At 75.8% G+C, this 21174-nt stretch carries 22 protein-coding genes; all 22 read right to left on the bottom strand.

What is annotated here, in order from left to right:
• Positions 1-72 precede the first annotated feature (72 nt).
• The 22 genes from dprA to ftsY all read right to left on the bottom strand — a co-directional run bounded on the left by dprA (position 73) and on the right by ftsY (position 21142).
• Positions 73-1251, bottom strand: coding sequence for a DNA-processing protein DprA (gene dprA, locus KDL28_RS04880; RefSeq protein WP_252435984.1), 1179 nt, complete (start codon positions 1249-1251; stop codon positions 73-75).
• A complete protein-coding gene (locus KDL28_RS04875) occupies positions 1251-2753 on the bottom strand; it encodes a YifB family Mg chelatase-like AAA ATPase (RefSeq protein WP_252435983.1) in 1503 nt (500 codons plus the stop codon). The genes dprA and KDL28_RS04875 overlap by 1 nt, the downstream gene beginning before the upstream one ends.
• Positions 2753-3112: a YraN family protein gene (locus tag KDL28_RS04870; protein ID WP_252435982.1), complete on the bottom strand. Its 360-nt coding sequence runs from the start codon at positions 3110-3112 to the stop codon at positions 2753-2755. The genes KDL28_RS04875 and KDL28_RS04870 overlap by 1 nt, the downstream gene beginning before the upstream one ends.
• A gap of 129 nt (positions 3113-3241) precedes the next feature.
• A complete protein-coding gene (locus KDL28_RS04865; protein WP_214407910.1) occupies positions 3242-3565 on the bottom strand; it encodes a DUF2469 domain-containing protein in 324 nt (107 codons plus the stop codon).
• Positions 3566-3629: 64 nt separating this feature from the next.
• A complete protein-coding gene (locus tag KDL28_RS04860; RefSeq protein ID WP_252435981.1) occupies positions 3630-4490 on the bottom strand; it encodes a ribonuclease HII in 861 nt (286 codons plus the stop codon).
• Between the two features lie 179 nt (positions 4491-4669).
• Positions 4670-6496 carry a signal peptidase I gene (gene lepB / locus KDL28_RS04855; protein ID WP_252435980.1) on the bottom strand — a complete coding sequence of 609 codons (1827 nt, stop codon included), beginning with the start codon at positions 6494-6496 and terminating at the stop codon, positions 4670-4672.
• A gap of 33 nt (positions 6497-6529) precedes the next feature.
• Entirely contained in the window at positions 6530-6889 is a 360-nt protein-coding gene (gene rplS / locus KDL28_RS04850) for a 50S ribosomal protein L19 (RefSeq protein ID WP_252435979.1), read from the bottom strand.
• Between the two features lie 148 nt (positions 6890-7037).
• On the bottom strand, positions 7038-7787 hold the full coding sequence (trmD, locus tag KDL28_RS04845; protein WP_252435978.1) for a tRNA (guanosine(37)-N1)-methyltransferase TrmD: 750 nt from the start codon (positions 7785-7787) through the stop codon (positions 7038-7040).
• Between the two features lie 33 nt (positions 7788-7820).
• Entirely contained in the window at positions 7821-8396 is a 576-nt protein-coding gene (locus KDL28_RS41340) for a Clp protease N-terminal domain-containing protein (protein ID WP_308215923.1), read from the bottom strand.
• Between the two features lie 10 nt (positions 8397-8406).
• Positions 8407-8622, bottom strand: a complete 216-nt coding sequence (locus KDL28_RS04830) for a helix-turn-helix domain-containing protein (protein WP_214406799.1) — start codon at positions 8620-8622, stop codon at positions 8407-8409.
• Positions 8623-8723: 101 nt separating this feature from the next.
• A complete protein-coding gene (rimM, locus tag KDL28_RS04825) occupies positions 8724-9269 on the bottom strand; it encodes a ribosome maturation factor RimM (protein ID WP_252435977.1) in 546 nt (181 codons plus the stop codon).
• Positions 9247-9486, bottom strand: a complete 240-nt coding sequence (locus KDL28_RS04820; protein WP_252435976.1) for an RNA-binding protein — start codon at positions 9484-9486, stop codon at positions 9247-9249. The genes rimM and KDL28_RS04820 overlap by 23 nt, the downstream gene beginning before the upstream one ends.
• Positions 9483-9944 carry a 30S ribosomal protein S16 gene (gene rpsP / locus KDL28_RS04815; RefSeq protein WP_252435975.1) on the bottom strand — a complete coding sequence of 154 codons (462 nt, stop codon included), beginning with the start codon at positions 9942-9944 and terminating at the stop codon, positions 9483-9485. The genes KDL28_RS04820 and rpsP overlap by 4 nt, the downstream gene beginning before the upstream one ends.
• Before the next feature lie 195 nt (positions 9945-10139).
• Positions 10140-11246, bottom strand: a complete 1107-nt coding sequence (locus tag KDL28_RS04810) for a CPBP family intramembrane glutamic endopeptidase (protein WP_252435974.1) — start codon at positions 11244-11246, stop codon at positions 10140-10142.
• A 47-nt stretch (positions 11247-11293) separates the two neighbouring features.
• Positions 11294-12370 carry an amidohydrolase family protein gene (locus KDL28_RS04805; protein WP_252435973.1) on the bottom strand — a complete coding sequence of 359 codons (1077 nt, stop codon included), beginning with the start codon at positions 12368-12370 and terminating at the stop codon, positions 11294-11296.
• A gap of 4 nt (positions 12371-12374) precedes the next feature.
• On the bottom strand, positions 12375-13922 hold the full coding sequence (ffh, locus tag KDL28_RS04800; protein ID WP_252435972.1) for a signal recognition particle protein: 1548 nt from the start codon (positions 13920-13922) through the stop codon (positions 12375-12377).
• A gap of 10 nt (positions 13923-13932) precedes the next feature.
• Entirely contained in the window at positions 13933-14544 is a 612-nt protein-coding gene (locus KDL28_RS04795) for a P-loop nucleotide/nucleoside kinase family protein (protein WP_252435971.1), read from the bottom strand.
• 96 nt (positions 14545-14640) lie between these two features.
• A complete protein-coding gene (locus KDL28_RS04790; RefSeq protein ID WP_252435970.1) occupies positions 14641-17001 on the bottom strand; it encodes a [protein-PII] uridylyltransferase in 2361 nt (786 codons plus the stop codon).
• Entirely contained in the window at positions 16998-17336 is a 339-nt protein-coding gene (locus tag KDL28_RS04785; RefSeq protein ID WP_252435969.1) for a P-II family nitrogen regulator, read from the bottom strand. The genes KDL28_RS04790 and KDL28_RS04785 overlap by 4 nt, the downstream gene beginning before the upstream one ends.
• Before the next feature lie 168 nt (positions 17337-17504).
• The gene (locus KDL28_RS04780) at positions 17505-17843 is read right to left on the bottom strand and encodes a P-II family nitrogen regulator (RefSeq protein ID WP_252435968.1); all 339 of its coding nucleotides are present in this window, start codon (positions 17841-17843) and stop codon (positions 17505-17507) included.
• Positions 17844-17847: 4 nt separating this feature from the next.
• Positions 17848-19212, bottom strand: coding sequence for an ammonium transporter (locus tag KDL28_RS04775; protein WP_252436034.1), 1365 nt, complete (start codon positions 19210-19212; stop codon positions 17848-17850).
• A gap of 250 nt (positions 19213-19462) precedes the next feature.
• The gene (gene ftsY / locus KDL28_RS04770; RefSeq protein WP_252435967.1) at positions 19463-21142 is read right to left on the bottom strand and encodes a signal recognition particle-docking protein FtsY; all 1680 of its coding nucleotides are present in this window, start codon (positions 21140-21142) and stop codon (positions 19463-19465) included.
• Between the last annotated feature and the right edge of the window lie 32 nt (positions 21143-21174).

Raw genomic sequence — 21174 nt, 5'->3', positions numbered from 1 at the left:
CGTGTCCGTCACCGCGTCGGCCCCGATCGGGATCGGCGGGCGCGGAGGGCCCGCGCCGAACCGCCCGCGGCGTCATGGCCGGGAGCCCGCGGCGCGCTGCCAGTGGCCCGCGAAGTGCTGGACCAGCCCGCGCCGCTCCAGCTCGACCAGCGCGGCGCGCACCGCCGCCACCGGTACCCCCGCCTCCAGGGCCAACCACGCCGCCTCGCGGGCCGCGCGGGCCGGCAACGCGTCGTGCACCAGCGCAGCTGCCGCGGACAACCCGTCGGTGGCCCGGTCGAGGCCGGGGACCGGCGGGGCGGCCAGGTCGGCGCCGATGCGACCCACCGCCTCCAGCACCTCGTCGGCCCGGGTGACGAGCGTGGCACCCTCCCGGATCAGCCGGTGGCAGCCCGCCGAGACGCCCGAGGTGACGGGGCCGGGGACGGCCAGCACGTCGCGACCCAGTGCGGTGGCGTCGGCCGCGGTGCGCTGGGCCCCGCTGCGCAGGCCCGCCTCGACCACGACCGTGCCCGTGGTGAGCCCGGCGATGAGCCGGTTGCGGACCAGGAACCGGTGCCGGCCCGGCACGCAGCCCGGCGGGTACTCGCTGAGCACCGCGCCGCCGTCGAGGATCCGCTCCAGCAGGGCCTGGTGGGCGGCCGGGTAGGCGCGGTCGGCCCCGCAGGCCAGCACGGCGATCGTCGGCCCGCCGACGGCCAGCGCGCCGCGGTGGGCGGCGCCGTCGATCCCGATGGCGGCCCCGGAGACCACCGTCCAGCCCCGCTCGGCCACCCCCGCCGCCAGCTCCCCGGCCAGCTGCGTGCCGTAGCGGGTGGCCGCCCGGGAGCCGACGACCGCGACGGCCCGCCCGCACATCCGGTCGAGCCGGCCGCGGCCCCGCACCCACAGCGCGAGCGGCGCGGTGAGCTCCCCCGGCCCGTCCGCGGAGAACGCGGCGAGCGCCTCGCCCGGCCACTCGGCGTGCTCCGGGGTGACCAGGCGCAGCCCGGCCACCTCGGCCGCGGCCAGGTCGGCCGCGGCCCGGTGCACGTCGCGCCGGGCGCTCGTCTCGGTGGCGACGCGCTGGTCGACGTGGCCCGAGCGGACCCGCTCGGCGGCCTCGACCGGGCCCACCTCGGCCACCAGCGCGACCAGCCCGCTGGCCGGTGGCTCGGCGACCCGCGACAGGTAGGCCCGGGCGAGCAGGACCTCCCGGCTCGGCCCCGCCGGGTGGGGAAATGACGCCGATCCGCCCGCACACTCGCTCATCACGCCCCCCGGTCCCGGAAGAACAGCGCCGTCTCGACGTGCTCGCGGTCGGGTCGGTCGCGGCCGGCCAGGTCGCTGAGCGTCCACGCCACCCTCAGTGCGCGGTCCGCACCCCTGGCCGTGAGGTCGCCCGCGGCCAGACCGGCGTCGATCGGCCGGACCACGGCCCGCGGGAGCGCGAACGCGGTCCGCAGGACCGGGCCGGGTACCTCCGCGTTCGTGCGCCAGCGCCCGGCCCACCGCCGCGCGGCCGCGGCCCGGGCGGCGAGCACCCTGGCCCGCACCACCGCCGTGGCCTCGGCCTCCCCCACCGCGCCGGACAGCCCCGTCACCGGGACCATCCGGGCGCGCAGGTCGACCCGGTCGAGCAGCGGGCCGGACAGCCGGCCCAGGTAGCGGCGACGGGCCAGGGACGGGCAGACGCAGTCGCGGTCGTGCGCGGGAGCGCACGGGCACGGGTTCGCCGCGAGGACCAGCTGGAACCGGGCCGGGTAGCAGGCGGTGCCGTCGGCCCGGGCCAGCCGGACCTGGCCGTCCTCCAGCGGGGTGCGCAGGGCGTCGAGCAGCTTGGGCCCGAACTCCGGGGCCTCGTCCATGAACAGCACGCCGCGGTGGGCCAGCGACACGGCACCGGGCTTGGCCGTCCCGCTGCCCCCGCCGATCAGCGCCGCCATCGAGCTGGAGTGGTGCGGGGCGATCATCGGGGGCAGCGTGCTCACCGCGCCGCTGGGCGGGAGCCTGCCGGCCACCGACCGGACCGCGGCCAGCGCCAGCGCCTCGGCGGCGTCGAGCCGGGGCAGCAGCCCGACCAGCCGCTGGGCGAGCATGGTCTTGCCGGTGCCGGGCGGGCCCACCAGCAGCAGGTGGTGCCCGCCCGCCGCGGCCACCTCCAGGGCGTGGCGGGCGTCGTCCTGGCCGACGACGTCGGCGAGGTCGGGTGGGTCGGGCTCGGGCGGCGCGGCCACCGGTCCCGGCCGGGCCAGCGCCCGGCCCTCGCACAGGAACGCGAGCACGTCGTCCAGGGCACCGGCGCCGAACACCTCGATGCCCGACACCAGCGAGGCCTCGTCGAGCGCCGCCTCGGGCACCACCGCGCGGCGCATCCCGGCGCGGCGCGCGGCCAGCAGGCTGGGCAGCACCCCGCGCACCGGGCGCAGCCTGCCGTCGAGCGCGAGCTCGCCCAGCAGCACCGTGCCGTCGAGGGCGTTCTGCTCGACCGTGCCGCCCGCGGCCAGCAGGCAGCAGGCCAGTGCGACGTCGAACCCGCTGCCCGCCTTGCGGAGGTCGGCGGGCGACAGCGCGAGCACGATGCGCTCGTTGGGCCAGTCGCGCTCGGAGTTGACGATGGCCGCGCGGACCCGGTCGCGCGACTCGTTCAGCGCGGCGTCGGGCAGCCCGACCAGGTGGAAGCCGGGCAGCCCGCCGCCGACGTCGGCCTCGATCTCGACCAGCCTGCCTTCGACCCCGACCAGGGCGACCGACCAGGCGCGCGCGAGGCCCATCAGAACGCACCCCGGTAGTGGGTGATCTCGACCGGGTGCCCCGGCTCGGCGACCACGCCCACGACGTCGAAGCGGAGCTGGACCCAGCGCACCTGGTGGGTCGCCAGCCAGACCTGGGTGACCCGGCGGATCCGCTGGGCCTTCACCCGGGTGACCGCCTCGGCCGGCGACCCGAACCGGGCCGCCGACCGCGTCTTCACCTCGCAGACCACCACGAGCTTCGACCCGTCGGTGGCGACCAGGTCGAGCTCACCTTCGCGGCACCGCCAGTTGCGGGAGAGGATCACCAACCCCTGCTGCTGCAGGTGGTGCGCCGCGAGATCCTCGCCGCGGCGCCCGAGCACGTCCTTGGCTGCCATGGCGACCACCATCCGCGAGCGGACCGGGCCCGGGGACGGCTTTCGACGAGGCTGTGGACAACTCCCCGGTTGGGGACAGCCGGGCCCGCGGCGGGCCGTTTCGTCGGTGCTGCGCGGTAGTCGGCGCGCTCAGCTGCCGAACTGGTTGCCCTCGGGCAGGCGCAGCTCCGGCTTGTCCAGCTCCTCGACGTTGACGTCCTTGAACGTCAGCACCCGGACGTTCTTGACGAACCGGGCGGGCCGGTACATGTCCCACACCCACGCGTCGGACATCCGGACCTCGAAGTAGATCTCGCCGTCGGCGTTGCGCGCCGCGACGTCCACGGAGTTGGCCAGGTAGAAGCGGCGCTCCGTCTCCACCACGTAGGAGAACTGGGACACGATGTCCCGGTACTCCCGGTAGAGGGTGAGCTCCATCTCGGTCTCGTACTTCTCGAGGTCCTCGGCGCTCACGACACCTCCTCGCCGCCGCCGGGGCACCGGTCCGCGGCGCCCGGCGGTGAGCCCACGATCACGCTCACAGTCGCATTCCCCCTCCGGAACCCACCTCGGACAACCCGTCGGTGGGCGACCCATTGTGGACCCTGACCCCGGTCGGCCCCACATCGGCGGGGTCCTCCACCGGGTTGACCGCCGGGTCGACCGCGCCGGACGCGGGGCGCGCGGCGCGGGCGGCCCGGACGTTGACGAAGGAGAAGCGGTGCACCGGGCTCGGTCCGTGCGCGGCGAGCGCGGCGTCGTGCACGGGGGTGCAGTAGCCCTTGTGCTCGGCGAACCCGTACTCCGGGTGCTCGGCGTCCAGCGCCACCATGATCCGGTCGCGGGTGACCTTCGCGAGCACCGACGCCGCGGCCACGCAGGCGGCCGCCTGGTCGCCCTTGGGCACGGCCAGCGCGGGCGCGCCGAAGCCGCGCACGGCGAAACCGTCGGTGAGGACGTAGCCGGGCCGGTCGGCCAGACCGGCCACGGCGCGGCGCATGCCCTCGATGTTGGCCACGTGCACGCCGCGGCGGTCGATCTCCTCCGGCGGGATGACGATCACCGCGTGGTCGGCGGCCCAGCGCAGGATGAGCTCGTAGTACTCCTCGCGGGCGGGCGCGGTCAGCAGCTTGGAGTCGGTCAGGCCGGCCAGGCGCTTGGCGTCGCCGCTGCGCAGCACGCAGGACGCCACGACGAGCGGGCCGGCGCACGCTCCCCGACCGGCCTCGTCGACACCGGCGACCGGGCCGAGCCCGTGGCGGTCGAGCGTGGTCTGCAGGGTCCAGGTGCCGGCCGAGCGCCGGACGACGGCGCGGGCGGGGCGCAACTCCGGCGGCAGGATCGGCCGAGCGGGTCGGCGGGGTCGTGCGTGGGCCGCGGTGCGGCGGGGAGCGGGCATCGGGAGGGCGGTCTCCGGCGGGGCGGCGTGTTCGGGGGCGGCGATCTCGGGAGCGGCGATCTCGGGAGCGGGGTGCGGCGGGGCGGGGTCGGAGGACCACGATGCCGCACGCGCGCCGGGGGCCGCATCCGGCCCGGCGGGCCCGTCGCCCGGACCGGCCGGCGGCGGAGGAGCCGTGGTCAGCGCCACCGTCGTCGGTCCGGCAGGAAGCCGTCGAGGCGGTCGCGCCGGTGGGCGCGGGGGTCGAACGAGCGGCGGCCGCGGCGCAGCAGCGGCACCGCGAACAGCGCGCCCAGCGCCAGCGGAACGCCCCCGGCCCCGGTCGCGCCCATGCCGACCGCCGTGGTGCTCCGCGGGTCGACCGAGTCGATCCAGCCGAAGCGGTCGATCGGCAGCACGACCAGGCGGGCCTCGCCGATCACGTTCTCCACCGGCACCGGGCCGTGGCCGGGCACGCGCGAGTCCGAGGAGTTGTTGCGGCTGTCGCCCATCATCCAGAGCTGGCCCTGCGGCACGGTGACCGGCCCGAAGGCCTCCTGCCGCGGCGGGCCGGCCTCGGGGAGGTAGTAGACGTAGGGCTCCTCGAGGGGCTGGTTGTCGACCATGACCCGGTTGCGGCTGTCGCAGCACTGCACGGTCTGGCCGCCCACCGCGATGATCCGCTTGACGAAGTCCTTCTCGTCGGGCGGTGCGATGCCGATCAGCGAGCCGAGCTGCTGCAGGCCGGCGACCAGCGCGTTGCTCGGCGGGGCCACGGAGACCTCGCTGCTCCAGCTGTCGGGCCCGCGGAACACCACGACGTCGCCGGGCTCCGGGTCGGCGAAGCGGCCGGTGACCTTGTCGACCAGGACGCGGTCGTTGTTGCAGCCCGTGCAGCCGTGCAGCGTGAGCTCCATCGACCCGGACGGGATGACGTAGACCTTGGCCAGGAACGTCTGGATGAGGAAGGTCAGCAGCAGGGCGACCACGACCAGCAGCGGCAGCTCCCGCCAGAACGCGGGGCGGCGCCTGCGGCCGGTGCGCGGCTTCTTGCGGGCCAGCGCCTCGGCCTGCTTCTTGTACTCGGCGGCGGGGCGGCTGCCCGCCGTGTCGCCGGAGCGGCGCCGGTCGCGGCGGCTGGCGCGGCGGTCGTCGTCGAGGTCGTCGAGGTCGTCGGCGTCGAGGTCGACGCCGGCGTCGGCGTCGAGGTCGGCGGCGGGGTCGGACGAGTCGCGGCCCGCCCTGGCGATGACCTCGGTGGCGTCGGGGTCGGACCCGTCGGCCGAGCGCCTGCCCGGGCCGGCGCCGTCGACGCGCAGGGCCTCGGTCGGCTCGTCGGACGGGAAGCCGCCGGGGCCGGACGGCGGGGCCGGGGGCCGGACGGCTCCGGTGCGCTCCGGGGCGCGGGGGCCACCGGGCTGCGGGCGGGCGTCGCCGGCGTACCGGGGCGCGGGCAGCTGACCGGGTGGCGGTTGGGTGGGCGGCAGCGGGGTGGGCGGCGGGATGGCGCGGGCGCCGCCGCCGGGCTCCGCCGGGCCGCGCCGCGCCGCCTCCGGCCGACGGGGGCCGCCGGGGAACGCGCCGTCGGGGTGCCCGGGGCCGGGACGACGGGGATCGCCATGGGGGTGGCCGTTCACGGCGCCCGCGGGCCGGCCGGGGCCGGAGCCGTTGACCGGCAGGGGGCGCCCGGCGGGCGGTGGCGCGCTCCCGTTGCGGCTGTGGCCGTCGGGGGCGCCGTGGGGCGGGTGGCCGTGGGGGCCGCCGTGCGGACCGCGGCCGTTCGGGGCGACGTTGCCGGGCGCGCCGGTGGGGGGCGCCCCGTTGGCCGGGGCGCCGTTCCCGTTGGGGTGGCCGGTGGCCGCGGGGAACCCCCCGGGCCCCGCTACCGGCTCGCCGGGCGCTGCCGGGGGGTGCCCCGGGAGGGGTGCCCCGCCGTCCGCTCGATGACGGACCGGGACCGGGGTCTCCGCGGGCGGGTACCGCCGCGGGGTCGCCCGCCGATCGTCGGGGAGCTCGGGTGGGGCCACGCCCATGAGGCTACGGGAAGGCCGGAGCCGCGGTCAGGACGCGGACGGGGTCTCGCGCTTCTCCTTGATCTTCGCGGCCTTCCCGCGCAGCTCACGGAGGTAGTACAGCTTCGCCCGGCGGACGTCGCCGCGGGTGAAGACCTCGATCTTGTCGATGTTCGGGGAGTGCACCGGGAAGGTGCGCTCGACGCCGACGCCGAACGAGATCTTGCGGACGGTGAAGGTCTCCCGGGAGCCCGCGCCGTGGCGGCGGATCACCACGCCCTGGAACACCTGGACGCGGGAGCGGGTGCCCTCGATGACCTTCACGTGCACCTTGAGCGTGTCGCCCGGCCGGAAGGCGGGGATGTCGGAGCGCAGGCTCTGCGCGTCCAGGGCGTCCAGGGTGTTCATCGCGAAGATCCGTCCTCGGTGCGTGCGTGATAGAGATCGTGCGGGGGCGCCGTCGCCACGGGGTGGGAGGCGCCGGGCCTGCCCGGCGCAGGTCCGCCGGGCGCCAGCAACCCGTCCATGATGCCAGACGCGCTCGGGACGGGTGACATCACCCGTCCCGCAGGGACTCCAGGAAGGCCCGGTCGGCGGCGTCGAGCGCGTCGGCGGGCAGCGCGGCGAGCAGGTCGGGTCGGCGGTCGGCGGTGCGCTCGAGCGCCCGGTCGCGCCGCCAGCGGGCGATGGCGCCGTGGTGGCCGCTGCGCAGCACCTCGGGCACCGACAGCCCGCGCCACGTCAGGGGGCGGGTGTAGGCCGGGCCCTCCAGCAGCCCGTCGGAGAACGAGTCCTGCTCGGCGGAGACGGGGTTGCCCAGCACCCCGGGCAGCAGCCGGGCCACCGCCTCCACCATCACCAGCACCGCCACCTCGCCGCCGACCAGCACGTAGTCGCCGATGCTCACCTCGTCGACGGGCATCCGCGCGGCGGCCTCGTCGACCACGCGCTGGTCGATCCCCTCGTAGCGGCCGCAGGCGAAGACCAGGCGCTGCTCGCCCGCCCAGGCCTGCGCGGTGGACTGCCGGAACGGGCGCCCGGCCGGGGTCGGCACGACCAACCGGGCCGGGCGCTCGTCGGCGGCCAGCACGGCGTCCAGCGCCTCCCCCCAGACCTGCGGCTTCATCACCATGCCGGGGCCGCCGCCGTAGGGCGCGTCGTCGACGGCCTGGTGGACGTCGTGGGTCCAGTCGCGCAGGTCGTGCACCGCCACCTCGACGAGCCCGGCCTCGATCGCCCGGCCGAGCAGCGCCTCGCGCAGCGGCGCCAGGTAGCCCGGGAAGATCGTCACCACGTCGATGCGCACGGCGCCGATCGTCCCAGCCCCACCCGGTCGGGCTCAGCCGGCCCGGCGCCGCTTGAGCAGCTCCTCGACGATGATCCGGGTGGCGTCCTGGCGCACCCCGCGGCTGCGCAGGAACACCCCCGCCGCCCCGGTGCCCTCGTGCAGCATCCCGAGCAGGATGTGCTCGCAGCCGATGTAGTTGTGCTTGAGCAGCAGCGCCTCGCGCAGGGCCAGGTTCAGCACCTTCTTGGCGTCCCGACCGAAGGGCAGGTGGCCCTTGCGCCACCCCCACCGCCTGCTCATGCCGCTGCGGGTGCGGTCGAGCGCACCGGGCCCGAACGCCTCCTCGACCTGGCGGCGCACCTCGTCGAGGTCGATGCCCAGGGTGGCCAGGGCCTCGGCGTCCGACGGGGTGGCGACGCCGCCGGTGCGGATCCGCTCCAGCTCGGCCTCGACCTCCTCGCGCGGCACGGAGAGCGCCTCGAGCACCGTGAGGGCCAGGTTCCCCCGCTGCTCGTACAGGGCCGCGAGCAGGTGCTCGGACCCGACGGTGTCGGCGTCGAACCGGCGCGCCACCTCCTGGGCGCCGATCACGGTGTCGCGGGCCTTCGTCGTGAACCTCTCGAACATCGCTCCCCCTCTACAGCCCGAACCGGCGGTACTTCTTGTGGACGGCCTGCCGGGTCACCCGCAGCACGTCCGCGATCTGCTGCCAGGACCAGCCCTGCGCCCTGGCGTTGCTCACCTGCAGCTCCTCCAGCGACTCCAGCAGTCCCCGCAGGGACGCCACCGCCGCCAGGCCGACGGCCGGGTCCCTGCTGGACGCCGCCGCCGCGACCTTCGTCGCATCCGTCATGACGTCAACCTACGTTGACGTCTCGGGCCTGTCAACCCAAGTTGACGTGTCGGGCACGAAAACGGGGCGCCACGTGTGGCGCCCCGTTCCACGAGGAGGTGTCACTCCGGGTCGAGCAGTCCCTCCGGAGGGGTCAGCACGACCCGGCCGCCCGCCAGGTCGACGGTCGGCACGATGGCCCGCACGAACGGCACCAGCGCGTCGGGCAGGTCGGGCCTGCGCAGCACGAGCAGCTCGCCGCCCGGGCCGTGCACGACCTCGTGGACGGTGCCGACGGCGGTCCCGTCCGCCAGCTCGGCCCGCAGGCCCTCGATCTGGTGGACGTGGAACTCGTCCGGGTCGTCCGGCGGCGGCAGCGAACCGGTGTCGACCAGCAGCCGGACGCCGCGGACCGCCTCGGCGGCGTCCCGGTCGGGCACCTCGACGAACCGGACGAGCAGCCGCCCGCTGTGGCGGCGGGCCGCCTCCACGGTGAGGAGGCGGTCGGCGGCGCCGTCCCGGCGCGCGCGGAGCACGGCGCCGGGAGCGAACCGCTCGTCGGGCGAGTCGGTGTGGAGGTCGACGGCGAGCTCGCCGCGCAGGCCGTGGACCCGCACGGCGACCCCCACCAGGACCTCGGTGCCGCTACCGGTCGGTGTCGACGACATCCACCCGCACGCCCCGGCCACCGATGCCGCCGACGACGGTCCGCAGCGCGGTCGCCGTGCGCCCGCCGCGGCCGATCACCTTGCCCAGGTCCTCCGGGTGCACCCGGACCTCGAGCGTGCGCCCGCGCCGGGTGGTCACCAGTTCCACCTGGACCTCGTCCGGGTGGTCGACGATGCCGCGGACGAGGTGGTCGAGAGCGTCAGCCAGGACACTCACGACTTGTCTGCGGCCCCGGCGGCCTCACCCTCGCCGGCGCCCTCGGCGCCGTCGCCGGCCTTGGGCCGGCGGTCGCCCCGCTTGCGCGGCGTGGTCGCCTCGGTGGTGGGCTCCTCGCCCGCGGCGGCCAGCGCGGCCTGGAAGCGGGCCAGCTTGTCGACCTTCTCGGCCTGCGGCTTCAGGGTGCCCTCGGCGCCCGGCAGGCCCTTGAACTTCTGCCAGTCGCCGGTGATCTCGAGCAGGTGCTGGACCGGCTCGGTCGGCTGCGCGCCCACGCCCAGCCAGTACTGCGCGCGGTCGGAGTCGACCTCGATCAGGCTCGGCTCGTTCTTCGGGTGGTACTTGCCGATGGTCTCGATGGCCCGGCCGCTGCGGCGGCTGCGAGCGTCGGCGACGACGATGCGGTAGTAGGGCTGACGGATCTTGCCCAACCGCATCAACTTGATCTTGACGGCCACGCTGTCTGGTGCTCCTCGCGGATCTGGTGGTGCTACGGGTGAGCCCGCGCGGCTCGCGTGGGGTTACGGGCAGCGCTCGCTCGACGTGTGCTGGCCGCGGCACGGTAGAGGGCCCGCCGCGGGTCGATCGACCATTCTGCCAGACGCACCGGCGTGTCGTGCACGGCGGCGTCCGTGCGGACCGCCCCGGGCCGCTCAGGCCAGCGGCACGAAGCCCAGCAGGCCCAGCAGCAGGGCGACGCCCGGCAGCAGGTTGTTGATCTGGTGGGCGATCACGCTGGCCGTCAGCCTGCCCGTGTAGTACCGCGCCACGGCGATCGGCAGGGCCACCACCAGCAGCAACGGCGTGCGGGCGAACTCGAAGTGGGCCAGCGCGAACAGCAGGGTGGAGACCCCGAACGCCGCCCGCGGCCCGGCCAGCCGCTCCACCCCGCCCCACAGCAGCCCGCGGTAGACGATCTCCTCACACAGCGGCGCGACGAGCACGACGATCACGAACACCACCAGCGCCCACGGCACCGACGCCGAGACGTCGCCGAAGACGTCGCCGACCGCGGAGCTGGCGTCCTCGCCGACGACGGCGACGTAGAGCACCGAGGCCGGGATGGTGACCACCAGCCCGCCGACGCCGAAGGCGACCCCGAGCCCGACGTCGCGCCAGGTCGGGGTGAGCCCCAGGTCGGCGACCGGGCCGTTGCCGCGCAGCCGGGTGATCAGCAGCGCCGTGGCCGCGGCCAGCACGGTCGGCGTGGCCAGCGCGATGGCCAGGCTGCTGGCCTGGGGCGGGCCGTCGGTGGCCAGCAGCTGGCTGATCAGCAGCGAGGCGCCGAGGAAGATGGCCTCGACGAGCAGGTAGGCGCCGAGCCCCCAGCGGTGCGTGCGGGGGGCGGGCGCGGACGGCCCGGACCGCGGGGTCGGCGGATGCGGCGGGGGCGGGCCGACGGGCGGCGGACCGACCGACGGGGCGGTCGCGGACGGGGCGGCCGCGGACAGGGCGGCCGGACGCGGATCCTGGGCGGCCGGGTCCCAGTCCGGCGCGGACCACAGGGCCGCCGCGGCGCCCTCGCCGTGACCGTTGCCCGAGCCGTTGCCCGAGCCGTTGGCCGCCGCGCCGTGGGACGGGGTGCCCTTCGCCACCGCGATCGGCTCCTCCACGGGGCGCGCCATCGCGTCGGGCGGTGCGTCGGCCGGGGCCGCGTGCTCGGCGGGCTCGGCGCTCGGGGAGGGCGTGCCTCCCGCGCGGGACCCCTCGTCCTCCGGGCCCGTCTCGCCGGGCCGCTCGTCGTTGTCCGCAGGTCCCACCCGCACGACGCTACCGGCCCGGGGGGCCGGACGCCGCGTGTCGTCGATCAGCCGCGACCGGGCAGGACCCGCCCGCGCAGCATGATCAGGGTGGGGCGGTGCAGGACGTCCGGGTGGGTGCGCGGGTCGGTCGGGTAGACCACGAGGTCGGCCGGGGCCCCTGGGACGGGACCGGGACGGCCGAGCCATTCCCGGGCCGCCCAGCTGGCCGCGCCGAGCGCGTCCGGGTGGCCCGCGGCGTGCAGGGCCACGACCTCGTCGGCGATGCGCCCGTGCGCGATGACCCCGCCCGCGTCGGTGCCCGCGTAGACCGGTACCCCGGCCTCGACGGCCCGGCGCACGACGTCGCGCGCGCCGGCGTGCAGCTCGCGCATGTGCCCGGCGTAGGCCGGGTAGCGGGTGGCCCGGCCTGCGATGTCCGGGAACGTGTCGATGTTGATCAGGGTGGGGACCAGCGCGGTGCCGCGCTCGGCCATCTCCGCGATGAGGTCGTCGGTGAGGCCGGTGCCGTGCTCGATGCAGTCGATGCCGGCGCGGACGAGCCCGGGCAGCGCCTCGGTCCCGAAGACGTGCGCGGTGACCCGGGCGCCCGCCGCGTGCGCCGCGTCGATCGCCGCGACCAGCACGTCGTCGGGCCAGAGCGGGGCCAGGTCGCCGACGCCGCGGTCGATCCAGTCGCCGACGAGCTTGACCCAGCCGTCGCCGGCGGCGGCCTGCTCGGCCACCGCGTCGGGCAGCAGCGCCGGGTCGTCCAGCTCCAGGGCGAGCCCGGGGACGTAGCGCTTGGGCCGGGCCAGGTGCCGCGCCGCCCGGACGATCTCCGGGAGGTCGGCGCGGCCCTGCAGGGGTCGGGTGTCGGTCGGGGAGCCGCAGTCGCGCAGGAGCAGCGCGCCGGCGTCGCGGTCGGTCGTCGCGTGCTCCTCGGCGGTGGCCAGGTCGACCGCGCCGCCGTTCGACCCGAGCCCGACGTGGCAGTGCGCGTCGACCAGCCCCGGCACCAGGAACCCGGAGTCGACCAGGGTCTCGGCGCCGGGCAGCGGCTCCGCGGCGATCAGCCCGTCGGCCCCGACGAAGAGCTCGACGGTCTCCTCGTCGGGCAGCAGGACGCCGCGCAGGCGGTACACCCGGCTAGCCGTCCTTCTTCGGGAACTTGAGCTTGCTGGGGTCGAAGCCGGGGGGCAGCTGGTCCATGCCGGGGGGCAGCTCGCGCAGCGACGGCGGCAGGCCGGACAGGTCGGGCATGCCGCCGAAGCCGGTGGGCAGGGCGCCGCGGGCGGGTCCGCGCCCGGTGGGCCGCTTGGCGCCCTTCTTGCCCTTGCGCCCCTTGGCCTGCTTGCGGGTGGCGCTGCGCGCCGCGCCCCCGAAGCCGAACTGCCCGGCCATCTGCTTCATCTGCTTGCGGGCCTCGAAGAAGTTCTTGACCAGCTCGTTGACCTCGTTGACGCTCACGCCCGAGCCGTTGGCGATGCGCAGCCGGCGGGACCCGTTGATCATCTTCGGGTCGGCCCGCTCGGCGGGGGTCATGCCGCGGATGATCGCCTGCAACCTGTCCAGGCGCCTGTCGTCGACCTGGGCCAGCGCCTCCTTCATCTGCCCGGAGTTCGCGCCCGGCAGCATGCCGAGGATGTTGCCGATGGGGCCCATCTTGCGGATGGCCAGCATCTGCTCGAGGAAGTCCTCCAGCGACAGCTCGCCGGTGGACATCTTGGCCGCCGTGGCGGCCGCCTGCTCCTGGTCGAAGGCGCTCTCCGCCTGCTCGATCAGGGTGAGCAGGTCGCCCATGCCCAGGATGCGCGAGGCCATCCGGTCGGGGTGGAAGACGTCGAAGTCGGCCAGCTTCTCGCCGGAGGAGGCGAACAGGATGGGCTGGCCGGTCACCTCGCGCACGCTCAGCGCGGCACCACCGCGGGCGTCGCCGTCGAGCTTGGTGAGCACGACGCCGGTGAAGCCCACGCCGTCGCGGAAGGCCTCCGCCGTGGCCACGGCGTCCTGGCCGATCATCGCGTCGACGACGAACAGCGTCTCGTCGGGCCGGGTGGCCTCGCGGATGTCGGAGGCCTGGCGCATCAGCTCCTCGTCGACGCCGAGCCGGCCCGCGGTGTCGATGATGACGATGTCGAACATCTTCTCGCGGGCGTGCGCGACGCCGCGGCGGGCGACGTCGACCGGATCGCCGACGCCGTTGCCCGGCTCGGGCGCGAAGGTGGTGACGCCCGCCCGCTCGCCGACGATCTGCAGCTGGGTGACGGCGTTGGGGCGCTGCAGGTCGCAGGCGACGAGCAGCGGGGCGTGGCCCTGGCCCTTGAGCCAGTGCGCCAGCTTGCCGGCCAGGGTGGTCTTGCCCGAGCCCTGCAGGCCGGCCAGCATGACGACGCTCGGCGGCTCCTTGGCGAACCGGATGCGGCGGGTCTCGCCGCCCAGGACCGTGACCAGCTCGTCGTTGACGATCTTGACGACCTGCTGGGCCGGGTTCAGCGCGCCCGAGACCTCGACGCCCTTGGCCCGCTCCTTGACCCGGGCGATGAACCCGCGCACCACCGGGAGGGCGACGTCGGCCTCCAGCAGCGCGATGCGGATCTCGCGCGCCGTCGTGTCGATGTCGGCGTCGGACAGCCGACCCTTGCCTCGCAGGTTGGCGAGGGTGGCGCCGAGGCGCTCGGAGAGGGTGTCGAACACCCTTCTCAGCCTACTGGGGTGTGCTCCGGGCGCGCTCCACCGGCGCCTTCGGCGCCGATTGCGGGCGCGACGGCACCGGGCACGCCCCGGTGTCGAGGTGCAGGCCCTCGCGGGCGGAGTCGCGGTCGAGCACGGTCACCGACCGCCAGCCCCGGGCACCTCCGGGGGCGCGCAGCTCGGCCGTCGTCGCGGCGGCGCGGCGGGCGTGCGCGAGGAACGACGAGCTCGGCACCACCCGGCCGCGCTCGCGCTGGCCGCGCAGGGCCTGCTCGGGGTCGACGTGCAGCCAGACCAGGTGCGGGTCGCGCCCGGTCAGCGCGGCCAGCCCGAGCACCGCGGCGCGCATCCGGGGGGCCGTGGCCGGCAGGTGGACGACGACCGTGCGCGCCCTCGACGCGGCCGCGGCCAGCACCGCGAGCCGGTGCCACGCGTGCACGACCGGCCGGTACGAGGCGTAGGGCACCGGGCCCATCACGGCCGCCATCCGGGAGCGGTAGGTGTCGGAGTCCAGCACCCGCAGGCCCGGCCGGGCGGCGACCCCGCGCAGCAGCGTCGACTTGCCCGCGCCCGGCATCCCGGCGACGAGCAACAGGGCTCGGCCCGGCAGGGCGAGCGTGGTCACGTGGGTGGAACGTACGATCCGCCCGTTTCGTTCCGTAGTCACCGGATCGCTTCCCTGTAGGCGGCCCCAGTGCGGCGAGCCTAGTGGGTGGCCCGCTCACCCGGCGGCGGCGAGCACCGCCTCGGCTATCCGCCTGCGCTCGGCCGGGTCCGGGTCCCGCGCGCAGTCCAGGCAGAACGAGTCGACGACCGAGGCGCCCAGCGTCGCGGCCCTGGCCCAGCGCAGGCCCACGCCCACGTCCTCGAACGCCCCGGCCACCCGGTGCAGCAGCCCGATGCGGTCGGTGCCGCGCAGCTCGAGCACCAGGGCGCCGGTGGCCTCGTCGTCGAACCACAGCACCCGTGGCGGGGCGGGCGGCTCGCCGCCGGGGTTCATCGGGGCGTAGTCGCGCTCCTTGCGGGCCAGCGCCTCGGCCAGCGCGAAGCTGCCGTCGAGGACCCGGACCAGGTCGGAGCGCAGCAGCGCGGCGTCGGGCAGGCCGCCGAAGCGGGGCGATGCGGTGAAGGTGAACACCGCCGTCTTCTCGACGGTGCGCAGCTCGGCGGCGTGCACCTCCAGCGAGTGCAGGGCGAGCACGCCGGTGGCCGCGGCCAGGGCGTCGGGCCGGTCGGGCAGCACCACGACCACCGTGGCCGGCTCCGCGCTGCCGTCGAGGCGCACGCGGGGCCGCCCGTCGGCGCTGGACTCGGTGACCATCTCCTGCTCGGCCGCGGTCGGGGTGGCCGGGGCCGGCAGCGCCTCGCCGGCGAGCAGGGCCCGGCAGCGCAGCACGAGGTCGCCGATGAGCGCGCGCTTCCACGGGCTCCACACCCCCGGGCCGGTGGCCAGCGAGTCGGCCTCGGCCAGCGCGCCCAGCAGGTCGAGCAGCAGCGCGCCGTTGCCCGGGACCGCCGCGTCGAGGGTCTCGGCGACCCGGGACACGGTGGCGGGGTCGTCCAGGTCGCGGCGGGTGGCGGTGTGCGGCAACAGCAGGTGGTGGCGCACGACCGCGGCCAGCACCGCCACGTCGGGCTCGGTGAACCCCAGCCGCCGCCCGACCTGCTGGGCCAGCGACTCCCCCACCACCGAGTGGTCCTCGCCGCGGCCCTTGCCGATGTCGTGCAGCAGGGTCGCGACCAGCAGCAGGTCGGGACGGGCCACCCGGGTGGTGAGCCGGGCGGACTGCGCGCAGGCCTCGACGAGGTGCCGGTCGACCGTCCAGACGTGCGCGCGATCGCGCGGGGGCAGGTCGCGGACCGCGCCCCACTCCGGGAACAGCCTGCCCCACAGCCCGGTGCGGTCGAGCGCCTCGACGACGTCGACCATCGCCCGGCCGGTGCCCAGCAGCGACAGCAGCTCGGCCAGCGCCGTGCGCGGCCAGGGCTCGCGCAGCTCCGGGGCGGTGTCGGCGAGCCGGTGCAGGGTGCCCGCGGCCACCGGCATCCCGGTGCGGGCCGCGCTCGCGGCCACCCGCAGCACCAGCCCGGGGTCGCGGGCCGCGTCGGCGTCGCGGGCCAGGGTGACCTCCCCCGCGTGCTCCACGACGCCGGTGTCCAGCGGCCGGCGCACGGGCGGGCGGCGCAGCGCGGCCAGGCCGCGGCGGGGCAGCGCCGACCGGGCGGAGCGCAGGCCGGTCTCGGCGGCGAAGGCGACCGCCCGCGCCGCCCCGGACAGCGCCCTGGCCAGCTCGAACCGGTCGGCGATCTCCAGCTGGGCGGCGATCTCGTCGGCGTCCTGGGCGCGCATCACGTCGCGGGCGCGCCCGGCGATGCGGTGCAGCTCGGTGCGCACGTCGAGCAGCAGCTTGCGGGCCTCCAGCACCTCGCCCGCGGGGCGGTCGACCAGCTGCGCGGCGGCCAGCGCGTCGATCAGCTGGATGTCGCGCAGCCCGCCGTGGCCGTTCTTGAGGTCGGGCTCCACGCGGTGCGCGACGTCGCCGACCTTGGCCCAGCGGGCCCGGGCGGTGTCGGCGAGCTCGTCGAACCGGCCGCGGATCCCCGCCCGCCACGCCTGCCGCACGGCCGCGCCGACCTTGCTCGACAGCGCCGCGTCGCCGGCGATGTGGCGGGCCTCCAGCAGCCCGACCGCGGCGCGCAGGTCGGTCGCCGCGACCTGGACGGCCTGCCCCGGGGTGCGCACCGAGTGGTCGAGGCCGACCCCGGAGTCCCACAGCGGGTACCACAGCTGCTCGGCCAGCCGGTCGACGTCCTTGCGCCCGTCGTGCAGCAGCACCAGGTCGAGGTCGGAGAACGGGGCGAGCTCCCGGCGCCCGAGCGCCCCGACGGCGACCAGCGCGGCGCGGTCGGTCAACCCGATGGTGGCGGACCGCGAGGACAGCCAGAAGTCGTGCAGGTCCACCAGGGCCGCGCGCAGCGCCTCCGGACCCAGCCTGCGTTTCCCGGGCCCGGGCTCCAGGAGCACCGCCTTGGCCCGGACCAGGTCGCCCGCGTCCCCCGACACCGCGTTCCCGGCACTCACAGCGCGTCGGCACCCCGCTCGCCGGTGCGCACGCGCACCACGGTCTCCACCGCGGTGACCCAGACCTTGCCGTCACCGATCTTGCCGGTGCGGGCGGCCTCGATGACGGTGTCGATCACCTTGTCCACCTGGTCGTCGTCGGTCGCGACCTCGATGCGCACCTTGGGCACGAAGTCGACCTGGTAGTCGGCGCCCCGGTAGACCTCGGTGTGCCCGCGCTGGCGGCCGTAGCCGGACACCTCGCTGACGGTCATCCCGGCGATGTCGAGGCGCTCCAGGCCGGCGCGGACGTCGTCCAGGGCGAACGGCTTGACGATGGCGGTCACGAGCTTCATGACGACGTTCTCCGATCGGAGCCGAGCTGTGGCGGGAAATCGCGGATGGCGCGGTCGGCGGGAAACCGCGGGGAATGGGGGAAAGCACCGGGGCCCGCCGCACCGACGAGCGGTGCAGGCGGGCCCCGGCGTCGTGACCGGTGTCGTTCTCGGGTCCGCTGACCGTGCCTAGACCGCGTCCGAGCCGCGCTCGCCGGTGCGGACCCGGATGACCGTGTCGACCGGGGTCACCCAGACCTTGCCGTCACCGATCTTGCCGGTGCGGGCGGCCTCGACCACGGCGTCCACGACCTTGTCCGCGAGGGTGTCGTCGGCGACGACCTCCACCCGGACCTTGGGCACGAAGTCGACCGAGTACTCGGCGCCCCGGTAGACCTCGGTGTGCCCCTTCTGCCGTCCGTAGCCCTGGACCTCGCTGACCGTCATGCCCAGCACGCCGATCTGCTCCAGGGCGCCCTTGACGTCCTCCAGGACGAACGGCTTGACGATCGCCGTGACCAGCTTCATGCCTTCAGCCCTCCTTGCCGGATGCTGCCGCGACGGTCTCGGCCGCCGCGGGGGTGGCCGCGTCGGGGCGCGGGGTGCCGAGGCCACCACCGGCGCTGCGCAGGGTGGAGAAGTCGTAACCGGTCTCGGCGTGCTCACTCTCGTCGATGCCGGCCCGCTCCTCGTCGTCGGACAGCCGCAGGCCGATCGTGAACTTCAGGGCCAGCGCGATGACCAGGCTCAGCACGCCGCAGTAGACGATCACCGCGAGCGCACCGACGGCCTGGCGCCACAGCTGGTCGACCCCGCCGCCGTAGAACAGCCCGTCCACGCCCGCAGGCGAGCTGGCCGTGGCGAACAGGCCGATCAGCAGGGTGCCGACCAGACCACCGACGAGGTGGACGCCGACGACGTCGAGCGAGTCGTCGTAGCCGAAGCGGAACTTCAGGCCCACCGCGAGGGCGCAGAGGACACCGGCGACGACGCCGATCGCGATCGCGCCCAGCGGCGAGACCGACGAGCAGGCCGGGGTGATCGCGACCAGGCCGGCCACGACGCCGGAGGCGGCGCCCAGGCTGGTCGGCTTGCCGTCGCGGATCCTCTCGGTGAGCAGCCAGCCCAGCATGGCCGCGGAGGTGGCGACCACGGTGTTGACGAAGGCGAATCCGGCGATGCCGTTCGAGCCGACCGCCGAACCGGCGTTGAACCCGAACCAGCCGAACCACAGCAGGCCGGCGCCGAGCATGACCAGGGTCAGGTTGTGCGGGCGCATGGGCTCGCGCGGCCAGCCGCGGCGCTTGCCCAGCACGATCGCCAGGACCAGGGCCGCCATACCGGCGTTGATGTGCACCGCGGTGCCGCCGGCGAAGTCGATGACCGCGAGGTCGTTGGCGATCCAACCGCCCACGGCCGCGGTGACCTCGTCGAAGGAGAACACCCAGTGCGCGACCGGGAAGTAGACGACCGTGGCCCAGATGCCGGCGAACAGCAGCCAGGAACCGAACTTCATCCGGTCCGCGACCGCGCCGGAGATCAGGGCGACGGTGATGATCGCGAACATGCCCTGGAAGGCGACGAACACCAGAGCCGGAATGGTCCCGACCAACGGGATCGACACCTCGGTCCCGGCCTCGGCGTCGGCCAGGTACGTGCCGTCGAGCAGGCTGCTCAGCCCGGCGTAGTCGCCGGGGTTGCCGAGGAACCCGGCTCCTCCGACGCTGTCGCCGAAGGCGATCGAGTAGCCGAACAGGACCCAGAGGACTCCGATGACCCCCATCGCGCTGAGGCTCATCATCATCATGTTCAGGACGCCCTTGCTACGGACCATTCCGCCGTAGAAGAGCGCCAGTCCCGGTGTCATCAGCAGCACGAGGGCCGCGCTGGCGAGCATCCAGGCGGTATCGCCGGTGTCGGGGATTCCCACTCCTACTCCCTCCCGTTCACGCCGCTGGTCCGAAGTCGGTCCGATGGTGCGGCAGTCGCCGGGAACTATCGGATCGCCGTGTTTCGGGCATCGTGTGCGGCTGTTTCCGGCAGGTGAACGAGCGGGCGCGAGCAGTTACAACGGGATTACGTGTCCCGGCCGTTACCGCTTCGCTACCGGTGTGACGTCGGAACGGGCGCCACCGGCGCGACGAACGTCACGTCGCCAGCAGGGCGTCGACGAACGCCCCGGGCTCGAACGGGGCCAGGTCGTCCGGGCCCTCGCCGAGGCCGACGAGCTTCACCGGCACGCCCAGCTCGCGCTGGACCCGGAACACGATCCCGCCCTTTGCGGTGCCGTCGAGCTTGGTGAGCGCGATGCCGGTCACCTTGACCACGTCGCCGAAGACGCGGGCCTGGGTGAGGCCGTTCTGCCCGGTGGTGGCGTCGAGCACGAGCAGCACCTCGTCGACCTCGGCCTGGCGCTCGACCACCCGCTTGACCTTGCCCAGCTCGTCCATCAGGCCGGTCTTGGTGTGCAGGCGCCCGGCGGTGTCCAGCAGGACGACGTCGGCGCCCTCCTCGGTGCCCTGCTTGACGGCGTCGAACGCGACGCTGGCCGGGTCGGCGCCCTCCGCGCCGCGCACGACGGTGGCCCCGGCGCGCTCGCCCCAGGTGGCGAGCTGCTCGGCGGCGGCGGCGCGGAACGTGTCGGCCGCGCCCAGCACGACGTGGTGCCCGCCGCCGACCAGCACCCGGGCCAGCTTGCCGGTGGTGGTGGTCTTGCCGGTGCCGTTGACGCCGACGACCAGCATGACGGCGGGACGGCCGTCGTGCGGCAGCGCCCGCACGCGGCGGTCCAGGTCGGTGCGCAGGGCGTCGGTCAGCACCTCGCGCAGCAGCGTGCGTGCCTGCTCGGTGGTCCGCACGGCCCGCCGGGCCAGCTCGGTGCGCAGCGTCTCGACCAGCTCGATGGTCATCTCCGGGCCGAGGTCGGCCTGCAGGAGCATCGTCTCGACGTCCTCCCAGGACTCCTCGTCGAGCTCGCCCGCGCCCAACAGGCCCAGCAGGCCCTGCCCGAAGCCCGACCGCGACCGGGCCAACCGCCCGCGCAGCCGCTCCAGCCTGCCCTCGGCCGGGGGGATCTCCTCCGGCGGGGCGGTCCGCCCGGTGGCGACGACGTCCGGGTCCACCTCGGGAGCGGTGGAGGTGCTCGGGAACGGCGTGCCGTCGGTGGGCGCGTCCTGCGGCGCGGCCGGTGGGACGACGTCCACCGGGGCTGCCTCGGCGGGCGCGGTCTCGGTGTCCGCGGGCGCGGTCTCGGTGCCCGCGGGCGCGGTCTCGGTGCCCGCGGGCGCGGTCTCGGTGCCCGCGGGCGCGGTCTCGGTGCCCGCGGGCGCGGTCTCGGCGGGGACGGTGCCGGTCGGGGCGACGTCGACGCGGGCCGGGTCGAGCGGCGGGACGTCGACCGGGGCGGCTCCGTTGCGGCTCGCGTCCACCGCTGCGGTGTCGGCGGGGGCGGCATCGGCAGGAGCCGTGTCGGCGGGGGCGGTCTCGACCCGGGCCTCGTCGACCGGCGCGACGTCCGTCGGCGCGGCGGCGGCCTCGGCCGGGCGGGCCACGTCCTCGCGGGTGGCCCCCGCCGGGCGCTCCCCGACCGGTGGCGGCTCGGTGTCGGCGGCCCCGCCCGCGGCGAAGTCGAAGCCGCCGGAGGCGGTGTAGGTGCCGCCGCGGCGCGGCGGTGCCGCGGTCGTGCCGGTGCCGCTGCCGAGGCCGGGACGGTCGGACTCCCGCAGGCTGATCCGGCGCCTGCTCCGCAGCCAGAGGCCCAGCCCGACGGCGACGATCAGGACCGCCACCACCACCGCGATGACGATCCACAGGGTCTGTGTGGTCACCCGCCCAGCCTGTCACGTGCCCCCGGCGCAGC

Source organism: Pseudonocardia humida, from assembly GCF_023898865.1.
Classification (GTDB): domain Bacteria; phylum Actinomycetota; class Actinomycetes; order Mycobacteriales; family Pseudonocardiaceae; genus Pseudonocardia; species Pseudonocardia humida.
The sequence above is the reverse complement of the archived record's forward strand: the minus strand, read 5'-3'. Positions and strand labels throughout refer to the sequence as shown.